This is a genomic window from Sphingomonas adhaesiva (assembly GCF_002374855.1).
Lineage (GTDB): Bacteria > Pseudomonadota > Alphaproteobacteria > Sphingomonadales > Sphingomonadaceae > Sphingomonas > Sphingomonas adhaesiva.
Map to the genome: position 1 here is coordinate 119,284 of NZ_NWVC01000006.1, position 21,984 is coordinate 141,267.

Annotated in this window: 22 protein-coding genes and 1 tRNA gene; 10 read left to right on the forward strand and 13 right to left on the reverse strand. The window is 68.0% G+C overall.

Annotated elements, in window-relative coordinates; genetic code table 11:
* Window positions 1-156: 156 nt before the first annotated feature.
* Window positions 157-438, reverse strand: coding sequence for a helix-turn-helix domain-containing protein (locus COA07_RS12885; RefSeq protein ID WP_096641144.1), 282 nt, complete (start codon window positions 436-438; stop codon window positions 157-159).
* 87 nt (window positions 439-525) lie between these two features.
* On the opposite strand from COA07_RS12885, the gene COA07_RS12890 reads away from it, so the two are divergent.
* The 3 genes from COA07_RS12890 (at window position 526) to COA07_RS17990 (ending at window position 1,960) form a co-directional block, all read left to right on the forward strand.
* The gene (locus tag COA07_RS12890; protein ID WP_066712180.1) at window positions 526-771 is read left to right on the forward strand and encodes a type II toxin-antitoxin system Phd/YefM family antitoxin; all 246 of its coding nucleotides are present in this window, start codon (window positions 526-528) and stop codon (window positions 769-771) included.
* 5 nt (window positions 772-776) lie between these two features.
* Window positions 777-1,034 (forward strand): Txe/YoeB family addiction module toxin, encoded by a 258-nt coding sequence (locus COA07_RS12895; protein WP_281254091.1) that lies wholly within the window; start codon window positions 777-779, stop codon window positions 1,032-1,034.
* Between the two features lie 473 nt (window positions 1,035-1,507).
* Entirely contained in the window at window positions 1,508-1,960 is a 453-nt protein-coding gene (locus COA07_RS17990) for a hypothetical protein (protein WP_141396538.1), read from the forward strand.
* 10 nt (window positions 1,961-1,970) lie between these two features.
* On the opposite strand, the gene thiC is transcribed toward COA07_RS17990, so the two are convergent.
* The 8 genes from thiC to COA07_RS12935 form a co-directional block, all read right to left on the reverse strand.
* On the reverse strand, window positions 1,971-3,818 hold the full coding sequence (gene thiC, locus COA07_RS12900) for a phosphomethylpyrimidine synthase ThiC (protein WP_066712175.1): 1,848 nt from the start codon (window positions 3,816-3,818) through the stop codon (window positions 1,971-1,973).
* 206 nt (window positions 3,819-4,024) lie between these two features.
* Window positions 4,025-5,059 (reverse strand): ferritin-like domain-containing protein, encoded by a 1,035-nt coding sequence (locus COA07_RS12905; protein WP_066712172.1) that lies wholly within the window; start codon window positions 5,057-5,059, stop codon window positions 4,025-4,027.
* 58 nt (window positions 5,060-5,117) lie between these two features.
* The gene (locus COA07_RS12910) at window positions 5,118-6,173 is read right to left on the reverse strand and encodes a ferritin-like domain-containing protein (protein ID WP_096641146.1); all 1,056 of its coding nucleotides are present in this window, start codon (window positions 6,171-6,173) and stop codon (window positions 5,118-5,120) included.
* A gap of 452 nt (window positions 6,174-6,625) precedes the next feature.
* On the reverse strand, window positions 6,626-7,432 hold the full coding sequence (locus COA07_RS12915; protein WP_066712647.1) for a hypothetical protein: 807 nt from the start codon (window positions 7,430-7,432) through the stop codon (window positions 6,626-6,628).
* A 590-nt stretch (window positions 7,433-8,022) separates the two neighbouring features.
* Window positions 8,023-8,907, reverse strand: a complete 885-nt coding sequence (locus COA07_RS12920; RefSeq protein WP_245842150.1) for a MipA/OmpV family protein — start codon at window positions 8,905-8,907, stop codon at window positions 8,023-8,025.
* A gap of 68 nt (window positions 8,908-8,975) precedes the next feature.
* On the reverse strand, window positions 8,976-9,410 hold the full coding sequence (locus tag COA07_RS12925) for a DUF2141 domain-containing protein (protein WP_083956990.1): 435 nt from the start codon (window positions 9,408-9,410) through the stop codon (window positions 8,976-8,978).
* A complete protein-coding gene (locus COA07_RS12930; RefSeq protein ID WP_066712643.1) occupies window positions 9,331-10,134 on the reverse strand; it encodes a sterol desaturase family protein in 804 nt (267 codons plus the stop codon). The genes COA07_RS12925 and COA07_RS12930 overlap by 80 nt, the downstream gene beginning before the upstream one ends.
* A 162-nt stretch (window positions 10,135-10,296) precedes the next feature.
* Window positions 10,297-12,399, reverse strand: coding sequence for an AsmA family protein (locus tag COA07_RS12935; RefSeq protein WP_096641148.1), 2,103 nt, complete (start codon window positions 12,397-12,399; stop codon window positions 10,297-10,299).
* A 163-nt stretch (window positions 12,400-12,562) separates the two neighbouring features.
* On the opposite strand from COA07_RS12935, the gene rpmI reads away from it, so the two are divergent.
* The gene (rpmI, locus tag COA07_RS12940; RefSeq protein WP_066489358.1) at window positions 12,563-12,766 is read left to right on the forward strand and encodes a 50S ribosomal protein L35; all 204 of its coding nucleotides are present in this window, start codon (window positions 12,563-12,565) and stop codon (window positions 12,764-12,766) included.
* Window positions 12,767-12,786: 20 nt separating this feature from the next.
* Window positions 12,787-13,152 (forward strand): 50S ribosomal protein L20, encoded by a 366-nt coding sequence (gene rplT, locus COA07_RS12945; RefSeq protein WP_022687966.1) that lies wholly within the window; start codon window positions 12,787-12,789, stop codon window positions 13,150-13,152.
* Window positions 13,153-13,675: 523 nt separating this feature from the next.
* Here rplT and COA07_RS12950 read toward each other — a convergent pair.
* The 3 genes from COA07_RS12950 to COA07_RS12960 all read right to left on the reverse strand — a co-directional run bounded on the left by COA07_RS12950 (window position 13,676) and on the right by COA07_RS12960 (window position 16,049).
* A complete protein-coding gene (locus COA07_RS12950; protein WP_083956957.1) occupies window positions 13,676-14,122 on the reverse strand; it encodes a helix-turn-helix domain-containing protein in 447 nt (148 codons plus the stop codon).
* 202 nt (window positions 14,123-14,324) lie between these two features.
* A complete protein-coding gene (locus tag COA07_RS12955; RefSeq protein ID WP_066712017.1) occupies window positions 14,325-15,002 on the reverse strand; it encodes an RlmE family RNA methyltransferase in 678 nt (225 codons plus the stop codon).
* A 9-nt stretch (window positions 15,003-15,011) separates the two neighbouring features.
* Complete coding sequence (locus COA07_RS12960; RefSeq protein ID WP_066712015.1) at window positions 15,012-16,049, reverse strand: Ppx/GppA phosphatase family protein; 1,038 nt, start codon at window positions 16,047-16,049, stop codon at window positions 15,012-15,014.
* A 178-nt stretch (window positions 16,050-16,227) separates the two neighbouring features.
* On the opposite strand from COA07_RS12960, the gene COA07_RS12965 reads away from it, so the two are divergent.
* The 5 genes from COA07_RS12965 (at window position 16,228) to COA07_RS12985 (ending at window position 21,274) form a co-directional block, all read left to right on the forward strand.
* Window positions 16,228-16,301 (forward strand) — tRNA-Gln (locus COA07_RS12965).
* Between the two features lie 107 nt (window positions 16,302-16,408).
* The gene (locus COA07_RS12970; protein ID WP_066712013.1) at window positions 16,409-16,966 is read left to right on the forward strand and encodes a PAS domain-containing protein; all 558 of its coding nucleotides are present in this window, start codon (window positions 16,409-16,411) and stop codon (window positions 16,964-16,966) included.
* A gap of 38 nt (window positions 16,967-17,004) precedes the next feature.
* Window positions 17,005-20,421, forward strand: a complete 3,417-nt coding sequence (locus COA07_RS12975) for a chemotaxis protein CheB (protein ID WP_096641150.1) — start codon at window positions 17,005-17,007, stop codon at window positions 20,419-20,421.
* Complete coding sequence (locus tag COA07_RS12980; protein WP_066711796.1) at window positions 20,414-20,782, forward strand: response regulator; 369 nt, start codon at window positions 20,414-20,416, stop codon at window positions 20,780-20,782. The genes COA07_RS12975 and COA07_RS12980 overlap by 8 nt, the downstream gene beginning before the upstream one ends.
* Before the next feature lie 84 nt (window positions 20,783-20,866).
* Complete coding sequence (locus COA07_RS12985) at window positions 20,867-21,274, forward strand: hypothetical protein (RefSeq protein WP_066711795.1); 408 nt, start codon at window positions 20,867-20,869, stop codon at window positions 21,272-21,274.
* A gap of 85 nt (window positions 21,275-21,359) precedes the next feature.
* On the opposite strand, the gene COA07_RS12990 is transcribed toward COA07_RS12985, so the two are convergent.
* Window positions 21,360-21,977, reverse strand: a complete 618-nt coding sequence (locus COA07_RS12990) for a TlpA family protein disulfide reductase (protein WP_066711794.1) — start codon at window positions 21,975-21,977, stop codon at window positions 21,360-21,362.
* Window positions 21,978-21,984 lie beyond the last annotated feature (7 nt).

Genomic DNA, 21,984 nt, shown 5'->3' on the forward strand with positions numbered 1-21,984 from the left:
GCCGAGGGTTCGCGCGCGCGGGCCAATGTTGCGAATGTTGACCCGCCGGCGCGGATCGCGGGCGGACGCGGCGGCAAGGCGACGCCGAGGCGCCCGCGACGCGACACCCACGCGCCATGCCGGCGACCGTTGCGCGACCACGATGCGCCCCTCGGGTCACGGGCGGGCGGAAGGGGTGACGGGCGTGGCGGGGGCGGGAGCGTCGCCGCGCCCGAGCGGATCGGCCAGCCGGCGGCGGTGATCGGCGAGCACCCGGTCCCACATCTGCACGAACGGCGTCCCCGCCAGCCGCACGCGCAGCCGATGCGCGCTGGACCGCGACATCCCCGCGGCGCGCGCGGCCTGCGCGATACTGCCGCTGTCATGCAGCGCGGCGAGGAAGATGCGCTGGCGGGCCGGGGTCCAGCGGGCGCGGGCGGGGGGTGGTGCGTCGGTCATGGCCGAGACGGGAGCGGATGTTGGAGGGTGTAGGACAGGGCGGGCGCCGCCGTTGACATTGTACGAATAGCTGTACAAACTTTTGCTATGGACGCCGTCAGCTATTCCGAAGCGCGCGAGAATCTGAAGGCAATGATCGACAAGGTCGTCGCCGACCGCGCGCCATTGGCGATCACCCGCCAGCGGGGAGAAGGCGCCGTGTTGATCTCCGCCAGTGAATGGGCGTCGATCGAAGAGACGCTGCACCTGCTGCGCTCGCCCAAGAATGCCCAGCGCCTGCTGGACGCGGTGCGCGGGTTCGAGGCGGGCGACGACGGCGTGCCCTTTTCGTGAGAGTGATGTTCTGGCCGACGGCGTGGGACGATGATCGCCATTGGCAGGAGCATGACGGCAAGATCGCGGAGAAGATCAACGGCCTGGTCGAGGAATGCCGCCGTCACCCGTTTAAGGGGACCGGCAAGCCCGAGCCGCTGGGTGGCAACCTGTCAGGCTGGTGGTCGCGCCGAATCAGCCATGAGCATCGGCTGGTGTACCGGGTGGCGGGCAGCGGCGAAGAGCAGGTGTTGCAGGTGGCGCAGTGCTGGTATCATTATTGAGCCGACGTCATACGACGTCGGCTCAAGATTTTACTTGTCCTCGTTATCGTCGACAGGGATGCGAAATGCTTGCCCGTTTGGCTTGCAAATCCGCTTCCCGTTCCGAAGCGTGATGCACTGACGGAAGATATACGTCTTGCCGTCGTCACGCATTGCCTGATCGGCCATGGAACGTCTCCGTGATTGGATTGGGGTTGACCCAAGCGTCGGAGCATGCGATTCTCAGTATTCCACTACAGAGGTTTCGCGTCGCATCGACGTTGAGCCATTGGGAGGGCTGGCCGAAAGGTCGGCCCTCTTCGCCTCTCCGGCATTGCCGGGTTTCCATGTTGAGTTCCTGGGTACTCCTTCAGCGTTTGATAGCCCGACTCATACATACAGCACGAAGCACTCACGTCAACACTCTTTTAAGCCCAAATCTTGCAAAGTGTGACTTTTAGTCCTTATTAGAGATTGGCTGCGAGGAATTGATCATGGATGAGCTTCTGCGCCAAGCATATGAACGCCGGGAGAGACTCCGTCAGGAACTCAAGCTGGTGGAAAATCTCATTGCGGATTATCTACGGCTCGAGGCTCACACTCTCAATCGCGCAAAGCACGCTAATTATGAGCTGTCCTTAGAAGCTCCTGAGTCCACGCGTCACCGCTTGACGGGCGCAGAGCTCAAAAACGTGATGGAGGCGGCGGAAGCGGTTATCGCCGAGGCGGGCAAACCGCTATCGCGCAGTGAGCTGATGGATCGGCTTGAACGCCGAGGATTTCACTTTCCAGGCACCGACAAAACCAAGGTTTTTGGCACAAACCTTTGGCGTTCAAAGCGCTTCTTGAACTTGAAGGGAATAGGATATTGGCCGAAAGGGGTTCCCCTTCCGGCCAAATATCAATCCGTTGAAAAGCGGCATTCGATGCTGTCTGACTCGGACTAATTGAACACCGTTACTCTGCGGCCGGAAGGTAAACCTCCCCGCCCTTCTCGCGGAATTTCTCGCTCATTTCCTGCATCCCTGCCTCGGCGTCCTCAGCCGCGACGAACGTGTCGATCGGCGCGTTCTGCTTGGCCGCGAAGTCCCGAACCTCCTGCGTAATCTTCATCGAGCAGAATTTGGGGCCGCACATCGAGCAGAAATGCGCGGTCTTGGCGCCCTCGGCGGGCAGCGTCTGGTCGTGGTACTGCTCCGCCGTATCGGGGTCGAGCGACAGGTTGAACTGGTCGCGCCAGCGGAATTCGAAGCGCGCGCGGCTCAGGGCGTCGTCGCGCAGCTTCGCGGCCGGGTGGCCCTTCGCCAGATCGGCGGCGTGGGCGGCCAGCTTGTAGGTGACGACGCCGACCTTCACGTCGTCGCGATCGGGCAGGCCCAGATGCTCCTTGGGGGTGACGTAGCAAAGCATCGCCGTGCCGTACCAGCCGATCATCGCCGCGCCGATGCCGCTGGTGATATGGTCGTAGCCGGGCGCGATATCGGTGGTGAGCGGCCCGAGCGTATAGAAGGGCGCCTCGCCGCACGCCTCCAGCTGCTTGTCCATGTTCTGCTTGATCTTGTGCATGGGCACGTGGCCCGGCCCCTCGATCATGACCTGCACGTCCTGCGCCCAGGCGCGCTTGGTCAGCTCGCCCAGCGTGTACAGTTCGGCGAACTGCGCCTCGTCATTGGCATCCGCGATCGCGCCGGGGCGCAGGCCGTCGCCCAGCGAATAGGCGATGTCATAGGCCTTCATGATCTCGGTGATCTCGTCGAAGCGTTCGTAGAGGAACGATTCCTTGTGATGCGCCAGGCACCATTTGGCCATGATCGACCCGCCGCGGCTGACGATGCCGGTGACGCGCTTCGCGGTCAGCGGGATATACGGCAGGCGCACGCCGGCATGGATGGTGAAGTAATCGACGCCCTGTTCGGCCTGTTCGATCAGCGTGTCGCGGAAGATCTCCCACGTCAGCTCCTCGGCGATGCCGCCGACTTTCTCCAGCGCCTGATAGATGGGGACGGTGCCGATCGGCACGGGCGAGTTGCGGATGATCCATTCGCGCGTGTCGTGGATGTTGCGGCCGGTCGACAGGTCCATGACCGTGTCCGCGCCCCAGCGGATCGACCAGACGAGCTTGTCGACCTCCGACGCGACGTCGCTGGCGACCGCCGAATTGCCGATGTTGGCGTTGATCTTGACCAGGAAGTTGCGGCCGATCGCCATCGGTTCGGATTCGGGGTGGTTGATGTTCGACGGGATGATCGCGCGGCCGCGCGCGACCTCGTCACGGACGAATTCGGGGGTGACGTGATCGGGAATGGCGGCGCCGAAGCTTTCGCCGTCGCGGACATGATCGCGCAGCATCTCGCGCCCGATATTCTCGCGCACCGCGACATATTCCATCTCGGGCGTGACGATGCCGCGGCGGGCATAGTGCATCTGGCTGACGTTGCCGCCCGCACGCGCGCGCAGCGGACGCTTCACGACATTGGGGAAGGGCTGCACCCCGCCGGAGCGGTCGGGGCCGAGTTGTCCGTTATCCTCCGGCCGGATGGCGCGCGCATCATAGCTTTCGACGTCGCCGCGCGCGACGATCCAGTCGCGGCGCAGCGCGGGCAGCCCGGCCATGATGTCGATCCGCGCGTTGGGATCGGTATAGGGGCCGGAGGTGTCGTAGACGTTGAGCGGCGGTTCGCCCGACGACGGTTCCAGGTCGATCGCGCGCATCGCGACCTTGAGCGGGCCGACGTGGATCTTGCGGCTGCCGCGGATCGGGCCGGTGGTGACGCCGATTTCGGCGCGGGCGGGAATGTCGGCCATCACGTCTTCTCCTACTTCGGGCGGAGGAAGACGGTTGCCGGGTGACGACGCCGTTCCCTCCCTACGCCGGTGGACCCCGTGGGAGGGGCGCCGGATCAGGTTCGACGGGTCGGGGGCTGCTGCCCCCCTCTCAGCCGCGCGTCAGCGGCCCCCCGGGGTGCGCGCAGCATAGCGCCCCCGGGGGAGAAGGGAAGGGCCGCGTCCGATCAGGCGGTCGCGCCGCTGGTGCGCAATGCCTCGATCGAATTGTTGGTGCCGGCCGGGAAGAAGCCGCCGCCGATCCCGGCGTCGCGGCGCAGGTAGACGATGTTGTGCACCTGCGCGGTCGAGCGGCTGTAGGCGATGCCGTTGCCGTCCGCCGCGCTGATGTTCGACGCGCCGGTCGGGTTGCCGCTGGCATCGACCACCGCGATCCCGGCATCGCGCGTGCCGGTGCCGTCCAGCGTGTCGCGCGCGGCGGCGATCTTGTTCGCGGCCAGCTGCGCCGTGGTGCCGCGCGCGAACAATTCGCTGCGGATCAGCCCGGCGTGATACGCCTCCGCCGCCAGGATACCGGTCGCCGCCTCCAGATAGGTCGCGCTGGTGATCAGCGGCGAGGCGCCCTTGTACGCGGTGACGCCGACATCCTCGAACAGGAACGCGGCCAGCAGGAAATTCTGTTCGTTGGCATAAGGGTCGAACGTCTCGTTCGCGCCGACCAGCCCGGCGGCGCGCGCCGCGGCGGTGAAGGCGCCGTTGGCGCCGCCGTCGATGTTGATCGCGGGCTGGTTGATGAGCAGCGCCGCGCCCCCCGCGGTGGTGATCGCGCTGCGCAATGCGGTGACGTGCGCGATTTCGTCATAGGCGATCTCGCGCGCCAGTTCGGCCAGCGTGCCGGTCAGCCCGACGCTGCGCCCGCCGGTCACCGCGCCGCGCGTGCCGACGCTGCCGGTCAGGCTGGCATCGGGCAGCGGGCGGCCGAGCACCGCGATCGAATAGAATTGCGCTTCGAGATATTCGAGGTTCAGCGCCAGCTGCAGGATGCCGATGTCGGTGGCGACGCCGGTGCTGGTCGCGGTGGGCGAGGGCGACGGGGTGGGCGACGGGCTGGTGCTGTCGTTGTTGCTGCCGCCGCACGCGGACAGCAGCGCCAGGCTGCCGGCCACCGCGGTGGAGCCGGCGGCCAGCTTGATGAAGCGGCGCCGCTCTGCCCGCCGCTGGTTGGCGAGGTCGAGGGCGGCGAAGACGGAATCCTTGATCATGACGGCATGTCCCTGATGGGAAGGGGAAAGACGGGGGTGGGCGAGGCGCGGGGGCGCGTCAGCTCGATGCCGCGCTCGTCTTCGCCGTTCCGTTGACCCCGCTGGGGAAGAAGCCGCCCGACGTCACCGCCGCGGCGTTGAGATAGACGATGTTGAGCACCTGCGTCGGCGTGCGGCTGAACGTGATGCCGTTGCTGTTGGTGGGCACGATGTTCGCACGGTCGCCGTCGGGGGTGGACACCTTCGCCACGCCCTGATCGTCGTTGGGGGCGATGCCGCGGATCAGATCCTCCGCCGGCGCGCCGTCCAGCGCGTCGCGCGCGGCGGCGATCCCGGTCGTCCACGGGATCAGCACCGCGTTCGACTGCCCGCGGCGGTACAGCAGGGTGCGGATCGTTGCGGCGTGATAGGCGTGGGTCGCCATGATCCCGGCCGCCGCCTCCAGAAAGGTCTTGTTGAAGATCAGCGGCGCCGCGCCCTTGTAGGCGGTGACCGCGACATCCTTGAACAGGAAGGCGCCGATCAGGAAATTGTCGACCGAGGCGTAGGGGTCGAACGTGTCGGTGGCGCCGGCGATGATCCCGGCACGGCGCGCCGCGACGCTGAACGCGCTGTTCGCGCCGACCGACAGGTCGATCGCGGGCTGCGCGATCACCGCGCTGCTGGGCAGCTGGCCGCGCAGGAAGCGCACCTGCGCCAGCGAATCGGCGGCGATCTCGCGGGCATAGGCCTGGATCACGGTTTCGGTGCCGAACGACACCGCGCGCCCGCCGCTCGCCGCGCCGGCGGCGCCGGTGCCGCTGATGTCGGCGGCGGCCAGCGCGCCGTTGCCGACCGCATAGGCATAATAATTCGCCTGCAGATATTCGAGGTTCAGCGCGAAGTTGAGGATGTCGACGTCGCTCAGCCCCGGCGTCGGCGTGCCGGTGGGCGAGGGAGAAGGCGACGGCGAGGGGGAAGGAGACGGCGTCGGCGTCGTCTGCGCCACCGCACGGCCGGCCAGCGTCGCCGCCGCCAGCCCGGTGCCCAGCGCGCCGGTGAAGAAGGACCGCCGGGACGCGCGGCGCGGTTCGGGCGCGGACGGCGCCTCCATCTGATGCTCGCTATCCGTCATCGCAGACCCTTTCTCACTCTTACTGGCCAAGGCAACGCACCCCTAACGCGTGCGATACGGCAGGGCGAGGGGCATATTGACCCGCGCGCCGCAGGGAAACGCCCAAACGGCGAAAAGGGGGCGGGGTGTGGGGCGGCGTGTCGCCAGTGGCCGTCCCGGAATGCCGTGCGCGTTGACGGTTTCGGGAATGGGCAATTCGGGCAGGATTTTGGGATGTCGTGGCGGAGGGGCTGATCGGCGACGTGCGTGGCCGTTGCCTGTGTGTCGGCATCGGTTGCTGATCGGGACGGTAGGTGTCGACCAACTTACGTCGTTCAGCGGCCGGGACGTGAACAGCCGCTCAGGCTGAAACTTGCCGTTTGCCGCAGGGAAACCGGCTTGGCGCGAAGTTGAAGTCTTCACTTAAGGTCTTGCCAACGGAGGTCGAAACGGACCTGCGTCTGACATAATCGTTATCGACCAAACTTGGCCTCATCGAGCGCTCGGATGAAGCGGAGCAGGCTCAACACGGTCTCGAACACGTAGCGACCTTCGGCGATTCCAAGGATCGTGTTATCGTGCGCCAAGCTGCGATTGTTGCGCACTTGGTTGAATTGCTCGCATACTTGGACAGTGGACTTGGCGATCTTCTCGCTGAACTCGCTGATCTGACCAGCCTGACGGAGCCCGTTGATGTAGCGGCCAGCACGGGAATGCAGCGCGTCGCCATGTCCGACCGTGCCGCCGTCTCGCTCAATAAGATCGGCAAACTTCTTCATCGCGTAGGTATGTAGTCGGTCCAGTGCAGCGTGTGGTGCGTTCGCTTGGATCTCGCGTTGAATGGCCTCGACAAGTTCGGCTAACGTTGGATCGTCGCTAAATGCCTCAACGATCGCAATGTCGATCGGCTGTTCGACGCCGTCCAGCCGTGCAATCATGGCCAAGAAGTCCGCCTTGACCTTAGGCTCAAGCTCGCTGGCGAACCCGTGTCCAACGATCTCCTGCCGATACGCCCAGAATGTCCGTAGCACCTCGGCCTGTGCGCCTGGCACCAGCGACCGCAGCAGCGCGCGCAGCCGCTTGGCCTTCGAGGCGCCGTTGACCGTATAGATCGGTGCCGTGGCGTCGATCCCAAATTTGCGGCGGACGAAATCATTGAAAGTCGCATCGCTAAAATTGAGAACGTAGCCCTGTGTCATCTCCAACGCCTGATCAACAAGCCACATGTCCAGCGTGGGCTCGTTCGGATCGTTGACCAGCTTGTCGGCAAAATAGCTCACTGATTCTCGCCCGACCTTATACAGTTGGTCGATCCTTACCGAGCATGATCATGACAGCGCTTGTACTGATGCCCATCCGGCGCCTTTCTTTGGGCTATAATGCCCCTGCCTTCGTCGCGCGTAAAGCGCGCTGCGCGGTCGATGAGCCTGCTTCGTGCCAATCGCTGCGCGAGTTTACGTCCACTTTCTCAAGGTGTGTGCCGGAAGCGGTCTGTCCGTGACCGGCCCATTTTCAGCGGATCTGCGATGCCGGTGAGAGACTCGCTGAGTGTCAGCTTCAAAAAGTAGCAGCCGTTCGAATGTCCTCCCGGAACGGCGGCAAAGTCCCACCTCTTGCCATTTTGGACGGCGAAGCGCGTCCAGCGATTCGATCGTTTTCAAGAATGGCGGGCGTCTCGTCTGGCGCGATCCGCTCTTTTCCAGACGTTCGGCCGCCAACTTACCCCTTGCGGTTATTCGGCACGGTGGATGCCGGGACAGGCCCGGCATGACGGGGAGGGCGTGAAGGAACGCCGCGGGGGAGGCGACGCCCGCCCTGGACCGAACGGTGACCGTCCGGCCCGCCCGGGTCGCCGCCGCCCCCTTCGCGCTCAGAACGTATAGCCGATGCCGACCGCGCCCAGCCACTGGCTGCGCGATCCGGCGATCGAGACCAGCGGCGAATCGCCATAGTCATTGAGCATCCGCTTGTAGCTGCCGCCCGCGATCAGCTTCACGCCCTTCAGGAGGTTGCCGGTCAGCGAATAGGTGCCCGCCAGCCCGACGGTCCAGTGCTTCCACCCGCCGCGCGCCTGATATTGCGGCAGGCCGCTGCGCGCCGCGGCGGCGGCGTCGACCGAGAAATAGGTTCGGCCGAACTTGCTTTCGACCCGCTCGGCAGCGGCGAACAGACCGACCGCGGCCTTGAGGCTGAGCGGGGTGAAATAGTTGATCGACGGGGTCAGGATGCCGCTCTTGTGCACGCCGTTGACGTCGTAGCGATAGCTGATCGAGGCCGACAGCTTGTCGTACGGGCTGGTCAGCACGCCGGTCTTGCCGATGCCGGCATAGCCGCCCAGCTCGATCGCGGTGCCGACCTTGCCCAGCGCCTTGATGCGCGGATCGTCGATCGGGTTCACGCTGTTGCGGTTGAAGTTGATGACGCCGACCGGCCCCAGCTGCACGTCCCACGTCGGGCCGGGCTGGTTGGGGATGAGGTCGATCGAGGCGCGGTTGCCCAGGATGGTGAAGGCATGGCCGCCGACCGATCCGATCGCCGCCGGGCCGGGGACGAGGCGATAGTCGTCCGACCCTTCGTAATCGGGCAGATAGGCGCCGGCGACCGCGACGGTGACGGTATCGCCGCCCATCGCGGGATCCGGCAGCGCATTGGGTTCGGCCGGCGCGTTGACGGTTTGCGCGGTCGCGGGAACGGCGAGCACCGCCAGCGCGGCGGCGAGCGTCGCGCGGATCGCGACATGAGGCAGGATGGACACGGAACTTTCCCCCGGATTGATACCGGGGCGCAACAAAGGAGCAAGAATTCCGGTTCCGCGTTCGCGCGCTACAGGATGTAACGCATCGTCACCTGTTGCGTTTCGGCATCACTGTCGAGCGTGAAGCGCGCCGCGGTGAAGCGCGGCGGGCCGAAGCGGATCGGCGGGTTGCGCGAAAAGCCGAAGCCTTCCTTGGGAATGCCCGCGAACGTATCCAGCTTGGCGTTGTCGTTTTCGTCGTGGATCACCGCGATCGCATAATCGCCGCGCGGCAGCGCGCCGAAGCGGAAGCTGTGCTGCGCGGCGGGGATCGAGCGGGTGACCGCGTGGCGATCGTCGATGCAATTGGGGAAATTGTCCGGATCGGCGGTCAGGCAGACGCGGATCGACCCCTTGGCCGAGCGCAGGTGATCGAGCGCGACGTCAAGCGACCCGACCGGCGCCGCCCCCACCAGCGGCATCGCGCCGACCGCCATCGCCCCCGCGACGGCCAGCCTGCGCATGCGCGCGCGCGAAATCGCCCAACCCCTCGTCGGTGCCGCAGACGCGGTCCCAGAACCGGAAATACAGTCCATAATTGCACCCGTACCGCTCATGATGCCGCTGATGGTGGCTGGCGGTGATCAGCCAGCGCCCCACTATCCCCCCCCACATGAACCGCGGAAAAACCTCCCACCCCATATGGTTGGTGACCCCCATAACGGTCATCACCGTCAGCACCAACGCCAGTGCGCCGACATGGATCGGAATCACGAACACCAGTAGCGGAATGGCCACAGCGCCGGTCAGCGCCTCCACCGGGTGGAACGCCATCGCGGCCCAGGCGGTCGGCGGGCGGCTGGCGTGGTGGACGGCATGGGCGACGCGGAACACGCGCGGGCGGTGCATCCAGCGATGCGTCCAGTAGAACCAGGTGTCGTGCGCGGCGAGGTACAGCAGCACCGACAACGGCCAGTACCACAGCGGAAAGGCGTGGACGTCGGCGTAGATGCGCGTCCAGCCGCGGTTCTGCCAGCCCCAGGCGATCACCCCGGCGGGCAGGCCGTAGATCGCGGCGGAGGCGAGGCTCCACGCGATCTCGCGCCGGATCTGCGGGTCGAGCCCGGCATACAGGCCGCGGTGGCGTAGCCGCGTCGCCAGCGCGAACCCGCCGCTGGCCAGCAGGTACCGCACCGCGACGATCGCGGCCATCGCCAGCGCGGACAGGAGGATCGGCACGACGGGCATGGCGCCGCTTGTAGGCGCCGCGGCGCGGGGCGGCAACGGCGGGCCTTTCCCGCGATCCATCGGCGAGCAACCGTCACCCCGGCGAAGGCCGGGGTCTCCCGGTAATGGGGCGGGGAATGGGTCGCGGGAGGCCCCAGCCTGCGCTGGGGCGACGTTGGTAGCCTAGAAGATCCCGAGGAACTTCTTGCGCTTGGGCGCCGCCGGCGTCGCGGTGGACGCGCGGCCGTCGCCCAGGTCGGTGCGCGGCTCGCCCTTGTCGGTGCGCTGGGCGGCGGCGGTGCGCGCGGCGAGCACCGGGCCGCATTGCGCCGCCTTGGCATCGCCCGGATCGACGAACGCCAGGATGCCGGCAAGCGGCGTCGCCACCACCGCCAGCCCCAGCCCGGCGCCGGCGCGCGCCAGCAGCTGCGGCGTGATGACGTTCAGCCCCGGCTGCGCGAAGGTGCCGGTGATGCCGACCGGCGACTGGCCGGAAAACAGGCTAAACTTCTTCGCATCGGCGCGCACCGCGATGTCCACGCCCTCGCTGCGGAAACTGAACCCGCCGCGGCCCAGGATGACGTTCTTGGTCGTGTCGATCAGGATCGGGTCCGCCGCCGCCAGCCCGCCGCGCACGGTGAAGGCGACCAGCCCGCAGTTGATCCGCACCGGCTCCTTCAGCTGATCGGCGAACATCTTCTGCATGAAGGTGCCGATATCCAGCTCCGCCAGCTGGACGTTGCGCGTCCACAGGCTGCCGGCGGGGATGACGAAGGCGATGCGGCCGTTGGCGGTGGCGAGCGAATCGTGGAGCGAATCGCCGCGCCCGGCCAGCTGGATGCGCCCGCGGATCGTCCCGGTCGTCCCCGCCTCCGCCACGCCATAGCCCGCCAGCAGCCGCCCGAGCGGCGTGGGGGCGAGGCGGATGTCGTAGCGGATCGCGGACGGACGCTGGCGGGTGTCGAAGACGAGGTCCGACGCGACGTTGCCGCGCGCCATCGCGAAGGTGAGCGGCGACAGCGCCAGCCGCCCGTCCGCCAGCTTCAGCGTCAGGTCGACGTCCGACACCGGCACGCGGCGCGAACGGACCGCGGCGACATGCCAGACGAGGTCGGCGTCGAACCGCTGCATCGTCGCCACCGGCAGTTCGGCATCGGGCAGCAACCGCGCGGGGGCCGCGCCGGTCGCGGCGGCGGCGGCGACCGCGCCCTTGGTCGCGACGATATCGGGATTGTAGCCGATGAACGGCGCGGCATCGACGATGTCGAGCCGCCGCGTCTCCAGCCGCGAATCGAGGTGCAGCCGATCGCCGTTGGTGACGGTGAGCCGCCCGGCCAGGTCGCTGTCGCCGAACGTGCCGGCCAACCGCGTGAAGCGATATTCCTGCCCCTGCTGCACCAGCTGCGCGCGCAGGCGATAGGTGCGCGTATTGGGGATCGCGACGCCGATGATCCCCAGCAGCGCCGCCAGGTTGCGCCCGCGCGCCCGCACCGCCAGCGGCACGCCCTCCACCTGCGCGAGGCTGGGCAGCGTGCCGGTGACGTCGATGGCATTGCCCGCGGCGCGGGCGCGCATCGCCAGCTGGTTGCGCCCGCGCGCGACCGTGGTGTCGGGGGACAGCAGCCGCGCGACGAGCGTGAACGGCGTGTCGCGCAGCACGCCCGATCCCGTCACGCCGACCGCCTGCCCGATGCGTGCGTCGGTGGAGCGGATCGTGTCGAGCGCCGCCTGCGTTTCCAGCCGCATCCGCGGATCGCGGTAGCGCACGGTCGTGCCCGCGATCGTCGCGCGGTCGATCCGCGGCAGGTCGAGCGGCTTGCCCGAGCCCTTCTTCTCGCTGAACGTCCAGGTATTGCGATCGTGCGCGGCGTTCCATTCCAGATCGACCGCGCCATCGGTCAGGTCCAGCCAGTGGAAGCGCCGCTTGCCGAACAGCAGCGACAGCGGCGCGATGCGCGAATCGATCCGTTCGGCGGTGAACAGATACGGGCGCGTCGCCCAGCCGGGGTTCGATACCGACAGCTTCTCGGCATAGAAGGTGAGGCGCAGCGGCGAGAAATAGAGCCGAAAGTCGCCGCCGACGGTGACGGTGCGGTTGGTCAGCCGGCCGGCGACCGATTCGAACGGATGCTTGAGGAAGCGGCCCTTGGTGACGAACAGCACCAGCCAGATCGCGAACAGCACCGCCAGCACGCCCAGCGCGACGCGCGCCGCCACCCGCGCGATGCGGCGCGCGCGGGGCTGCGCGGCGGTGGGCGCGGGCGGGCCGGGGGCGGTCGTTGCCATGGCGGCACAATCGCCGCGGCGCGCCGCCGGTTCCCGACGGTTGCTTTTCGCGATGCGTTCGGCTAGGCGGCCCGCTTCTCGAGCGACAGGTGCTTGACGACGGCCCGGCCATCAAGGGCTGCCGCGGCCGTCCAGCCTCATCGCTCTTAACGAAAGGACCAAAATGCCCAAGCTCAAGACCAAGAGCGGCGTCAAGAAGCGCTTCAAGCTCACCGCCACCGGCAAGCTCAAGCACGGCGTCGCCGGCAAGCGCCACCGCCTCATCAGCCACAACGGCAAGTACATCCGCCAGAACCGCGGCACCACGGTGCTGTCGAAGGCCGACACCGCGACGGTGAAGGCCTGGGCGCCGTACGGCCTGAACTGAGCGACGAGGAGGAATAAGATATGGCACGCGTCAAGCGGGGCGTAACCACTCGCGCCAAGCACAAGAACATCCTGGAACAGGCCAAGGGCTATCGCGGTCGTCGCAAGAACACGATCCGCGTCGCCCGTCAGGCGGTCGAGAAGGCCGGCCAGTACGCCTATCGCGACCGCAAGGTGAAGAAGCGCACCTTCCGCGGCCTGTGGATCCAGCGCATCAACGCCGGCGTCCGCGCCGAAGGGCTGACCTACAGCCAGTTCATGCACGGCCTGAAGCTGGCCGGCGTCGAACTGGACCGCAAGGTGCTGGCCGATATCGCGATGCACGAGGGCGAAGCCTTCTCCGCGATCATCGCGCAGGCCAAGGCGGCGCTGCCCCAGGCGGCGTAAGCCGGGCGGCATATCGCTGACAAGGATCGGGCGTCGGTGGCAACACCGGCGCCCGTTTCGTTGTGGGGGATGTTCCCAACCTTTGCGCTGAGGATAGGCTAAGCCTGTGGAAGCCTCGTCACAAAGCGCGCGCGCGACCCTCGCCGCCCCCTCGACAAGCTGAACGGCTTCTCAAGGAAAACGGTGGTGCGGTAAAGCCTTTGCCCAACAAGGCCGCCGCGCGTGTGCGTAGACAGATATCCGTCACCTGCCGTGAATAGCTGAAATGACCGCAGAGCAGGGATAGTTTGACTGGCCGCGGTAGGCGATAAGCAGGACCGCCAGCGAGAAGATGATTGCGGCTGTCCCGAACAGCGCCCATCTGACTACGGCGCCTTCGTCCCGGTGAATGGTTACGGTGCGCGTAGAGTGCTCAGCCGGTGCTGGACTCGATCCCACGACCTTGGCAGCAGCTTTCGTTCGCCGTTCCGGCGGAATAGCGGCTGTCTTAGCGGCAAGGGTGGGGCGACTAGTCATTAGCCTCTCATGATCCGAATGTCTCCTGCCCCTGAGCAGCGAAGGCCAACGGCATATCGTGAGCCAGGCGCTTGGCAAGAATGTCAAACGAGAACACTCGTTTGCCATCTGCCAACTTGTCACGCTCAATCAGTCCGGCCTTTTCCATCTTTCGCGTCGCGCGTTGGATAGTTCTAAGATCGACTCCCATGCGCTTTGCTATCGTTGTTGATCGCGGAAAAACAGGTCGCTTTGGATCCCACCAATGAGCCAGCAGGTTGATAAGCACCAGCATTTCGGTAGGCGTCAGTTTGTACTTCGACTGTAACCGTAGCAGAGACATCGGGACCGCAACGAAACCTGACCCCTCGTTCACTGCCCCCTGCCACTTTTCCTTAACCGTCACCTTGGCTTCTTCGAGTGTCTCGAAGTCGCTGTCTGCGACCGTCGCCGGAGGTGCGTTGGGATCAATCATTCCGCCTCTCTACAACTCCAAAAAAACATCATACAAGGGGTCTATTCATTGGGTGACATTTGTGTCGCTTTTTCTGGGTGCGTTGGTGGCGGTACTGCCGAAGGGGCTTATCCCGCGATCTTCACCCGCGCCTCGCCGGGTGGATGAGCGCTGCGCATACAAGCCGATCACGTTCCGTTTGTCGAAACGGCACCAGCCAATCCTAATCCACCGCCACTTCGGTCCGCCCCTTGAACCCCTGCGCGACGACGAACCATTCGACCGAGCCCTTGCGGCTCGACGGCGGCTTGGCGTGTTTGACGGTGGTGAAGTTGCGCTTCATTTCGGCGACCAGCGCGGCGTCGGCGCCGCCGGCGAAGACCTTCGACACGAAGGTGCCGCCCGGGCGCAGCACGTCGATCGCGAAGGCGAGTGCGGTTTCGACCAGCGCCATGGTGCGCAGCGCGTCGGTCTGCGGATGGCCGACGGTGTTGGCGGCCATGTCCGACATGACGAGGTCGGGCGCGCCGCCCAGCGCCTCCATCAGCACCCCGGGCGCTTCATCGGCCATGAAATCCATCTCGAAGATGGTGACGCCGTCGATCGGATCGACCGGCAGCAGGTCGATGCCGACGATCGCGGCGGCGGGTGCCTGGCGGCGGACCACCTGGCTCCACCCGCCCGGCGCGATGCCCAGGTCGACGACGCGCCTCACGCCCTTGAGCAGGCCGAAGCGTTCGTCCAGCTCGATCAGCTTGAACGCGGCGCGGCTGCGATAGCCCTCCGCGCGCGCGCGGTGGACGTAGGGGTCGTTGAGCTGGCGCGCGAGCCAGCGGGTCGATTGTGCGCTGCGCTTGCGCGCGGTCTTGACGCGCTGGCGCCCCGCTCCGGTTCCCCGCATGATCCGCCCTTACGCTCCGGTTTCCATCAGCCGGCGCAGGATGCCTTCGCGGATGCCGCGATCGGCGACGCCCAGCCGCTGCGCGGGCCATAGGTCCAATATCCCTTCGAGGATAGCGCAGCCCGCGACGACCAGGTCGGCACGCTCGCGCCCGATGCACGGCAGCTGCGCGCGTTCCGCCAGCGACATGCCGGCCAGTTCCTGGCTGATCGCGCGCATCGCCGCGGCGGGCGCGATTAGCCCGTCGACCTGTGCGCGGTCGTAGCGTTCCAGCCCCAGATGGACGCTGGCCAGCGTCGTCACCGTGCCGCTGGTGCCCAGCAGCCGCAACATCCCCGACGGGCGCGGCAGCCGCGCGGCGAAGGGCGCGAAGCTTTCGGTGACCAGCGCGCGCATCCGGCGATAGGCCGCGGCGCGTTCCTCCGCCGAGCCGCCGCCCCCCGCGCTTTCGGTCAGCGACACGACGCCCCAGGGCGCCGAATGCCAGTCGCGCACGCGCGGCACGGTGGTGTCGGCATCGACCAGCACCAGTTCGGTCGAGCCGCCGCCGATGTCGAACACCAGCGCCGGGCCGGTCCCCGGTTCCAGCAGTGCGTGGCAGCCGAGCACCGCCAGCCGCGCCTCCTCCTCCGCCGAGATGATGTCGAGATGGATCCCGGTTTCGTCGAGCACCCGCGCGATGAACGCCGCGCCGTTGGTGGCGCGGCGGCACGCCTCGGTCGCGACCGACCGCGCGAGGCGGACGTTGCGGCGCTTCAGCTTGTCCGCGCACACGCGCAGCGCCGCGATCGTCCGTTCGATCGCCGCATCGGACAGCGCGCCGTTCGCCGACAGTCCTTCGCCGAGCCGCACGATCCGCGAAAAGGCGTCGACGACTGCGAAGCCGTCCCCCTGCGGGCGCGCGATCAGCAGCCGGCAATTGTTGGTGCCAAGGTCGAGCGCGGCATAATGCCGCGGGCCGCCGCGCGCGGGCGACGGCGAATGGGGGGCCGAACGGGCAGGGCGCTGTCCCTGCCGGCGCGGCAATTGGGCGGTGACGTCCACCATTGCCGTCCACTTTCTTCTGTCTGCCGTGCCGGCGTCGCGTGACGGAAAGGCGCGCGCTGCCGGGCGGTGCTTGATCCCAAGGCTACACGCTCCCCCGCCGCGCGGCAAGGCGCGCGCAGCGGCCAGCGGCGACGGGGGTTGACCGCCGCGGCCGCAGCCGCTAGACGCGCCGCCTCGTTGCCCGATCCTCTAATGGTAAGAGAGCGGACTCTGACTCCGTCAATCAAGGTTCGAATCCTTGTCGGGCATCCAATCCTTTCCCCGCTGAACGCCAACGCGCCCCGCCGATTTCGATCGCTGGCGGCGATCGACGGGAACTGTTCTCGCGCTCGCGATTAGTCCACGTTAAGGGCGTGAGTGTGAACCAGATTATTCCCCGTCATCTGTCGGACTATTGCCGCGATTCGCGGGTCGCGCTGGCGATCGCGGGCGTGACCGACGATCATGCGCTGCTGACCGTCAACGCGCCGTTCGAGGCGCTGACCGGCTATACCGCGGCAGAGGTGGTGGGGAAGAACTGCCGCCTGTTGCAGCGCGACGCGCCCAATGCGGAGGCGCGCGAGCGGATCCACGAATTCCTGGGCGACGACCGCCACGTCAACGTGCGCACCCCGATCGTCAATTTCCGCAAGGACGGGCGACCGTTCGTGAACCTTCTGTACATGTCGAAGCTGCGTGCGGGCGACGGGTCGATCCCGTTCATCTTCGCCTCGCAATTCGACGTCAGCCACGCGCAGCCGGACATGCTGGCCGATTACGACCGCGAACTGGGGCTGACGCTGTCGCGGCTGACCCCGCTGGTCGCCGAATCGGGCATGGTGCTGGAAGGGTCGCTGATGACGATCGGCAACACCGCCGCCACCATCGCACAGGCCAAGCTGACGCTGGCCGAGCTCGACGACATGCGTTTCCCGTGAGCGGCGATTCGCACGACCGACCCGACGGAGACACGCCCATGACCGGCAAGGCCGCGTTCCCCGTCGTCGGCATCGGCGCATCGGCCGGCGGCCTGGAGGCGCTGCGCGACATGCTGTCGCCGGTGCGCGGGGCCACCGGCATGGCGTTCGTGATCGTCCAGCACCTGGACCCCAACCACGAAAGCATGCTGGCGCAGCTGCTCGACCGGCACACCGCGCTGGAAGTGCTGCAGTGCGAGGGCGGTGAGCGGCTGGAGCCGGACCGCGTCTATATCATCCCGCCCGGCCACGGGCTGGCGATCCGCGACGGCGTGCTGGAACTGACCGATTTCGCGCAGCCGCGCGGGCTGCGCCGGCCGATCGACGATTTCTTCCAGTCGCTGGCGATCGACCGGCAGGCGGATGCGGCGTGCGTGATCCTGTCGGGCACCGGCGCGGACGGCACCACGGGGCTGCGCGCGGTGAAGGAGAACGGCGGCGTATGCGTCGTCCAGCAGCCGGAAACCGCGCGCTATGACGGGATGCCGGTATCGGCGGTGGGCACCGGGCTGGTCGATTACGTGCGCCCGCCCGGCGAGATCATCGCCTGCCTGACCAGCTTCTTCGCGCGGCGCACCGGCCACCCGCTGGAGCGCGAGGCGACGGTGGTCGCCGATCATGTCGACGATCTGTGCCGCGTGCTGCGCCAGGCGGTCGGGCACGACTTTTCGGGCTACAAGCGATCGACGCTGATCCGCCGGGTGGAGCGGCGGATGCACGTGCTGGGCATCGACAGCGGGCGCGGCTACCTGACGCGGATCCGCAGCGATGCCGACGAATGCGAGGCGCTGTTCCGCGACCTGCTGATCAACGTCACGCGCTTCTTCCGCGACGGCGAATTGTTCGAGGTGCTGCGCGCCGAGGCGATCGTGCCGCTGCTGGCGGGGCGCGAGCCGGGCGAGGACGTGCGCGTGTGGATTCCCGGCTGTTCGAGCGGGGAGGAAGCGTACACGATCGCGATGCTGTTCGCGGAGGCCGCGCGCGAGGCGGGCGAGCCGACGGCGGTGCAGATCTTCGCCACCGACATCGACGAACAGATGCTGGCGATCGCGCGCGAGGGCACCTATCCGGTCGCCGCGCTGGCGGACATTCCGGCGGGGTTGCGCGAACGCTATACCGTGCCGCACGGCGAGCGGTTCACGATGACGACCGCGATCCGCGATCTGATCCGCTTTTCCAACCACAGCCTGGTCAAGGATCCGCCGTTTTCGCGCATCGACCTGGTGTCGTGCCGCAACCTGCTGATCTATTTCGACGACCGGTTGCAGCAGACGGTGCTGCCGCTGCTGCATTATGCGATCCGGCCGGGCGGCTTCCTGTTCCTGGGGCCGTCGGAAAGCGTCGGGCGGTTCGAGCATCTGTTCCCGCCGATCGACCGGCACGCGCGGCTGTTCGCGCGTTCGCCGGGCGCGCCGTCCTATCCGATCGACTTACCCGGCGGGCTTCGCCAGGCCGCGCCGCGCCGCGATCGCGCCGAGCGCGACGGCGCGGGCGCGCTGCCCGAGGATCAGGCCGCGATGCGCCGGCTGGTCGATCGCTACGCCCCGGCCAGCATGGTGCTGGACCAGGACGGCGCGATCCTGGCCGCGCATGGCCGGCTGAGCCGCTATTTCGACTTCCCCGTATCGCGGACCGGCGGATCGAGCGCGATCACGCTGGCGCGACCGGGCCTGCGCGACGTCATCGGCCCGCTGCTGCGCCAGGCGCGCGACGGCCGCCGCCGGGTGGTGGCGCGCGACGTCGAGGTGGCGAACGAGTTCGGCGTCCAGCCGGTGGAGGTGGTGTGCGACCCGCTGGGCGACGGCACCTTGCTGTTCGTATTCCGCGATGCCGGCCCGTTCCGCCCCGCCGACGATCCCGACGCGGTCGACCTGGCCGAGGGCGACGATCATCTGGAGGCGCTGGAGGACGAGCTGCGGCTGACGCGCCACCGGCTGCGTTCCGCGGTGGAGGAACTGGAGACCGCGAACGAGGAGCTGAAGAGCTCCAACGAAGAAATGATGTCGATGAACGAGGAGCTCCAGTCGACCAACGAGGAGCTGTCGACCGTCAACGACGAGCTGAAGACCAAGGTCGACCAGCTGACCGTCGCCAATGCCGACCTGCGCAATTTCTTCGAATCGACCGATCTGGCGGTGGTCGTCGTCGACGCCGACCTGCGCATCCGCAACTATACCGCCGCCGCGACCGCGATCTTCCCGCTCCAGCCGGTCGATCGCGGCCGCCCGCTGACCGATGTGGCGAGCGGGCTGGACGATGGCGATTACGTCGCCGATGCGCGCGCGGTCGCCGCCGGGGCGCCCGCGACGCAGCGGCGCGTCACCAGCCGCGACGGCACGCGCACCTTCGCGCTGCGCACGCTGCCCTACCGGTTGCAGAACGGCCGCACCGACGGCGCGACGCTGGTGCTGACCGACTTCACCGACGCGCTGGCGCTGGAACGCCAGCTGGCCGACGAGCGCGAGCGGCTGGGGCTGGCGATCCGCGCGGGCGGGATCGGCGTGTGGGAATATTGCCCCGACAGCGGCCAGACGGTGCTGGACGGCGCGGAACAGGCGCTGTTCGGGGTGGAGGGCGTGCCGGAGATGCCGGTCGACGGGCTGCTCGCCCGCGTCGACCCGGAGGACCGCACCCGCGTCGAGGAGGCGTTGCGCATCGCCGAGCGCGGCGAGGCGGATTTCGAGGCGAGCTTCCGCGTGCTGACGCCCGACGGCGAGACACGCTGGATCAAGGGGTTCGGGCGCACCATCGCGGGCGCCGCCCCGCGGCGGATGGTAGGCGTGTCGATCGACGTGACCCCCGAATATGCCGTCGCCGAAACCCGCGAGCTGATGCTGCGCGAGATGAACCATCGCGTGAAGAACCTGTTCGCGATCATCGGCGGGATGGTGAGCACCGCGGCGCGCAGCCACGACGACGTGCGCACCTTCGCCGACGACATGCGCGAACGGATCGCGGCGCTGGGGCGCGCCCATGCGCTCGCCTCTCCCACCGGCGAGCAGCAGGCGATCGCGCTGGCCGATCTGGTCGCGGCGACGATCGCGCCCTATCGCGACCATGCCGGGATCGTTGTGGCCGGCCCGGACGTTCGGATCGACCGCAAGTGCCTCTCCTCGCTCGCGCTGATGCTGCACGAGTGGGCGACCAATTCGGTGAAATACGGGGCGCTGGCGGAAGGAAGCGAGGGCAGGCTGGACGTGACTTGGCGGCGTGACGGGGACGGCGTGGTGCTGGACTGGGTGGAGCGTGGCGGCGGCGCGCCTGATGGCGAGCGCGGCGCCGGCGGCCACGGCTTCGGCACGCTGCTGGTCGATACCTCCGCCCGCCAGCTGGGCGCGACGGTGACGCGCGCGGCGCAGGACGACCGCTTCACGCTGGCGCTGCGGCTGCCGGAGACGGTGCTGGCGAATGGCTAAGCCGGTATTGCTCGTGGAGGACGAGCTGTTCGTGGCGCTGGACGTGCAGATGACGGTCGAGGACGCGGGCCTGTCGGTGGACGGGCCGTACGGTTCGCTGGCGGAGGCGCTGGACGCGATGGAGCGCCAGCCGCCGGGCTTCTATCTGTGCGCGATCCTCGACGTGCGGCTGCGCGATGGCGAGGTGTTCCCCGCCGCCGACCGGCTGGCGCAGGCGGGCGTGCCGATCATCTTCCATTCCGGCCATGCCGACCGCCAGGGGCTGGAGGACCGCTATCCCGGCGCGCTGGTCTGCGCCAAGCCGTGCGCGCCGCGCACGCTGCGCGCGCGGCTGGACGATGTGATCCAGGCAGCCGGTTAGGCGATCGGCCACGGGAAGCGGCAGGACGGGGGCGCAACGAAACCCCCGCGTCGCGGATTGGGCATCGGCAAAGGAGATGACCCGATGACCGTCAAGCCGTTCGCCATCCTGTCCGTCGCCACTGCCGCCGCGCTGTCGCTGGCGGGGTGCAGCGATCGCGTGGAGGACCATGCGGAACGTACCGGCAATGCCATCGCCGCCGATGTCCATGCCGCGACCAGCAACGTCGTCGACAGCGTCGATGCGCTGACCGGCACCGTCGCCAACCAGCTGGACGCCGCGACTGCGCGCTCGCTGGACCGCGCCGCCGACCGGCTGGACCGCGCGTCCGACGACCTGCAGCGCGATATCCGCGGCCATGTGGACGACGCGCGCGACCATGCGGGCGCCGCGCTGCAGGATGCCGGTGCCGACCTGCGCGAGCGGGCGCGCGAGCGGGACGGCACGTCGGAGACGCAGCGCCGCCGCGCGGCGGACGAGGGGATGCGGTAATACCCGGGGGCGTGCGGCGGACGTCGTGTTCCTGCGCGGGCGACAGCGTGCCGCTACGCCCGTCGCGCCCGCGATCCGTCCCCGGTCAGGCGGCCTCGGCCAGCAGCCCCTTCGCCTGCGCGCCGGTCCAGTCGAGGTCGCCGGTCACGCGCCAGATCTCCTTGCCGTCCGCGCCGTACAGGATCGTCGTCGGCAGGTTGGTGCCATAGGCGAGGCTGAGGCCCAGCTTGGCATCGAGATACGGGCGCAGGTGCGTGAACCTGCGCTGGTCGAGGAAGGCGACCGCCTTCGCCGGGTCCATGTCCTGGCTGATCGCGAGCACCGGCACGCGGTCGCCGAGCGTCGCGGCGGCGGCGTCGAGCGTGGGCATTTCCTTGACGCACGGCGCGCACCACGTCGCCCACAGGTTGACCAGCACCGGCTTGCCGCGGAACGCCGCGAGCGTCGTCGGTCCTTCCTTCCCGCCCGGCGCGGCGAAGGCGACGTCGGGGGCGGCTTCGCCCTTGTGGCTGCGATCGACCTTGTCGGCCCCTGCGTCCGCCTTCGCGCCCGTGCTTGCGGGGGCGGCTTCGTCCGGGCTGGCGGCGGCAGTGGCGGCGGTGGTGTCCGCCTGTGCTTGCCCGTTGCCCGGTGACGCCCTATCGCAGGCCGCGGTCGCGACGGCGACCCCCAGGAGACAGACGATCGCGACGCGGGAGGCCATGAGCGGT

Coding starts and splice junctions, on each gene's coding strand:
- rpmI (WP_066489358.1), top strand. CDS start 12,563: ATGCCCAAGCTCAAGACCAAGAGCGGCGTCAAGAAGCGCTTCAAGCTC.
- COA07_RS12925 (WP_083956990.1), bottom strand. CDS start 9,410: ATGCGCAGGCTGGCCGTCGCGGGGGCGATGGCGGTCGGCGCGATGCCG.
- COA07_RS12980 (WP_066711796.1), top strand. CDS start 20,414: ATGGCTAAGCCGGTATTGCTCGTGGAGGACGAGCTGTTCGTGGCGCTG.
- rplT (WP_022687966.1), top strand. CDS start 12,787: ATGGCACGCGTCAAGCGGGGCGTAACCACTCGCGCCAAGCACAAGAAC.
- COA07_RS12955 (WP_066712017.1), bottom strand. CDS start 15,002: ATGCGGGGAACCGGAGCGGGGCGCCAGCGCGTCAAGACCGCGCGCAAG.
- COA07_RS12890 (WP_066712180.1), top strand. CDS start 526: ATGGACGCCGTCAGCTATTCCGAAGCGCGCGAGAATCTGAAGGCAATG.
- COA07_RS12975 (WP_096641150.1), top strand. CDS start 17,005: ATGACCGGCAAGGCCGCGTTCCCCGTCGTCGGCATCGGCGCATCGGCC.
- COA07_RS12910 (WP_096641146.1), bottom strand. CDS start 6,173: ATGACGGATAGCGAGCATCAGATGGAGGCGCCGTCCGCGCCCGAACCG.
- COA07_RS12930 (WP_066712643.1), bottom strand. CDS start 10,134: ATGCCCGTCGTGCCGATCCTCCTGTCCGCGCTGGCGATGGCCGCGATC.
- COA07_RS12895 (WP_281254091.1), top strand. CDS start 777: ATGTTCTGGCCGACGGCGTGGGACGATGATCGCCATTGGCAGGAGCAT.
- COA07_RS12950 (WP_083956957.1), bottom strand. CDS start 14,122: ATGATTGATCCCAACGCACCTCCGGCGACGGTCGCAGACAGCGACTTC.
- thiC (WP_066712175.1), bottom strand. CDS start 3,818: ATGGCCGACATTCCCGCCCGCGCCGAAATCGGCGTCACCACCGGCCCG.
- COA07_RS12885 (WP_096641144.1), bottom strand. CDS start 438: ATGACCGACGCACCACCCCCCGCCCGCGCCCGCTGGACCCCGGCCCGC.
- COA07_RS12960 (WP_066712015.1), bottom strand. CDS start 16,049: ATGGTGGACGTCACCGCCCAATTGCCGCGCCGGCAGGGACAGCGCCCT.
- COA07_RS12985 (WP_066711795.1), top strand. CDS start 20,867: ATGACCGTCAAGCCGTTCGCCATCCTGTCCGTCGCCACTGCCGCCGCG.
- COA07_RS12905 (WP_066712172.1), bottom strand. CDS start 5,059: ATGATCAAGGATTCCGTCTTCGCCGCCCTCGACCTCGCCAACCAGCGG.
- COA07_RS12990 (WP_066711794.1), bottom strand. CDS start 21,977: ATGGCCTCCCGCGTCGCGATCGTCTGTCTCCTGGGGGTCGCCGTCGCG.
- COA07_RS17990 (WP_141396538.1), top strand. CDS start 1,508: ATGGATGAGCTTCTGCGCCAAGCATATGAACGCCGGGAGAGACTCCGT.
- COA07_RS12935 (WP_096641148.1), bottom strand. CDS start 12,399: ATGGCAACGACCGCCCCCGGCCCGCCCGCGCCCACCGCCGCGCAGCCC.